This window comes from Pseudomonas donghuensis (genome assembly GCF_000259195.1).
GTDB classification, from domain to species: domain Bacteria; phylum Pseudomonadota; class Gammaproteobacteria; order Pseudomonadales; family Pseudomonadaceae; genus Aquipseudomonas; species Aquipseudomonas donghuensis.
The window spans coordinates 12,782-15,394 of record NZ_JH650794.1 but is presented as its reverse complement, the minus strand read 5'-3'; the positions used below and the strand labels follow the sequence as shown (position 1 = coordinate 15,394).

At 58.4% G+C, this 2,613-nt stretch carries 2 protein-coding genes; one reads left to right on the top strand and one right to left on the bottom strand.

The window, feature by feature from the left end; all coding sequences use genetic code 11:
• Positions 1 to 118: 118 nt before the first annotated feature.
• Positions 119 to 634: a tail fiber protein gene (locus UW3_RS0126115; protein WP_010227075.1), complete on the bottom strand. Its 516-nt coding sequence runs from the start codon at positions 632 to 634 to the stop codon at positions 119 to 121.
• 380 nt (positions 635 to 1,014) lie between these two features.
• Here UW3_RS0126115 and UW3_RS27785 point away from each other — a divergent pair.
• A partial coding sequence (locus UW3_RS27785; protein WP_010227073.1) for a peptidoglycan-binding protein occupies positions 1,015 to 2,613 on the top strand: 1,599 nt, incomplete at its 3' end.

Below are 2,613 nucleotides of genomic sequence, written 5' to 3'. Positions count from 1 at the left end.
GGATGTCTACCTTTCCGGGGGCAGTCCAAACAAGGCAAAGAGGTGTCTACGAAACGCAGGGCGATTCATAATGGTACCTTCTCGGAGTTCAGTTCGTAGCCCGCTCAAGTCGCAGGCGTTAGGTTTTGTATGCTTTAAATAGCTTGTCGGGCACGATGTAGACACCGCCTCGTGCTCGAGAAAAAGCTACATACAGCTTGTTCCTAGTCTGAGCCACAGACTCGTGCAACGTCCCTTCTTGGTACTGCTTCCAGGCCTTGGCGCCCAAGACGACGCAGACGTCCTGGTAGTGATCTTGCCCTTTACTGGCCCCCCAGTTCTGCGAGTAGCACCCGTATTTGTAGTGCTGCTCGTAGAACAGCTTGACGACGCCATGGTCACCATGCAGCTGATCAGCCAGCTCCTGGGTGTCAACGATGACGATCTCGCTGGCATAGTCCGGCAGGTTGAAGCGGGTATTGCCGTTGCCACCATTGCAGGTGCCGATGGCCGCGAACAGTGTCGGGTAGTTTGAAATCTGCAACTCGCTGTCGTCATAGATGGACCACCCCATTTCGTTGAGCTGATTGTTGCCGAGGTTGCCGGTATAAGGCAGAACAGCGCCGACCGGAACGGAAATATCCTTGCTCTGCATAGGTTGCTCCTTTAGTGGGGACGGCAACTGCCATCCGTTGCGTTAACGCGGGCCGGTGGAAGTAAGCGTTCCTATGGCTGCGCTTGAAAGCGGTGTTTTCGGTACAGGCAAACTGGGTGAAAAGGCTATGCAGCCCTTCGCGGCGTTGGGTGAAGAAGGCCAGTCTTGCACGGGTAATGGCACTTGGATATTACTGGAATTGGGTATAAATCACCTTGGCGGCGATTGCGTTGAGGGCAACCGCCTGAGGCGCTGGATTACGTTTCAATGTCATTGGTGGCCAATTGCCAATGGTCTGCTATACCTTCCGAAGCTTTCGTATGCCGTCAATCGTTCGGCCGGGTGTTGAACCGGTCGCGAAGGTCCAGGGAGGAATCGATATGGCAGCGGTTCTGGCACGTGGTGTACGCGGTGATCTGGTCGAGCAACTGCAAGCGGCATTGACCAAAATCCAGGTTCCCGGGCCTGACGGAAAACCCGGGCCAGCGCTTTCCAGGGTCGATGGAGACTACGGTCGATCCACGCAGCTAGCGGTACAGAAAGTCCAGTCCCAACTGGCGCTCCCCATCACCGGAACCGTCGATCAGGCACTCTGGAAAATCATCACCCGCACAGAATGGCCCGGCAGTTTCGAGCGGCACCTCGGGCTGCTGGCGGCGTTTGAAGGGCACGGGTACACCAAGGCGGCCGGGAATTGGGACAAGGCCGGGATCACCTGGGGCGTTATCGGATTTACCTTGATCACCCATGACAAGGTCAATGACAAGCCTGTGCTGAAGTTCGGTCCACTTCGGGAACTGCTGAAAGAGGCATTCGCCAAATCCGGGCCGACGCTGATTTCAGCCTTTGGAGAGGAACGCGCGAAGACCCTTAAGTCGATACTCGATGCCACGCCTGAGGATCTTTACCAATTCGCCGTCCAGGTCTCGGATGGCAAGCAGGACCATGCGCTGCTGCCCGAGTGGCAGAAAGCCTTTGCGCAGTTGGGCCAGGACCCCGCGATCCGCGAGTTGCAGCGTGAGTTCGCGAGGCGGCTTTACTACGAGCCTGCGCTCAAGGAGGCCATGGAGTTCGGCAAGGAGTTCGACATGGCGTCCGAGCGCACCGTGCAGTTGTTCTTCGACATCCAGGTGAACAATGGCGGGCTCGGGCGCAAGCAGGAAAGGCCAAACGTCAAGGCGGCCCTGAAGGCGTTGCCGGCAAAGGCGACGCTGACCGAAAAACTGAACGCCATCACGCAAGTCCTCGCGAAGTCGCGGCCCCGCTTCGCCAAGGACATCCTCGAACGCAAGGGCACGATTTCCAACGGCTTCGGCCGTGTCCACGGCAAGGATTACCGCCTGGACGGGTGGGGAATCGAAATTGATGCGGCGCCTGTTGCGGTACCCGAGCCACCTGTGCCATCCCCAACTCCGTCACCGCCTGCCGAACCTCTCAGGATTTACCTGGGCATGCTCAGTCTCGAGCCGGTACAGCAGGCCGAGCAGATCGATCTCGTTGTCAGCGCCAAGAACCTGGGATGGATCGAGCCAGGTGTCGAGCTTCTGGAAAGCGGCGTCTGGCCCGGCGGGAATGAGATCGAGGTGGTGAACGCCAGGAAGGTGAAGTCACTCAGTCTCAGGGGGCTGCTCGCAGACCGAGGCAAGACCTGGATCGGCCCCAAGGGTGATGCACTGCTCCACGGGATCAATCTCATGTTTCGCGAGCCCGTCGGGATACTGGCGGTGATGGGGCAATCGACGCCTTTGCCCGGGGATGTTCCGACAGACCATCTGCTGGTGGGACGTGAAGATCGTCACTACATCGGGCTGAACCTCCGGAAAACCGATGAGTTGCACCTGGTACGCCAGCGAACGCGAGGGAAAACCCGGGAAGAGTCATTGCTCGACATTACCGAAATCCGACCGCAGTTGGCCGAGTGCCGGATATTGATGCTCTACGCGGGGTTCGGGGTTCCTGGCAATGCCTTGCCGGGCAGT

Coding starts and splice junctions, on each gene's coding strand:
- UW3_RS0126115 (WP_010227075.1), bottom strand. CDS start 634: ATGCAGAGCAAGGATATTTCCGTTCCGGTCGGCGCTGTTCTGCCTTAT.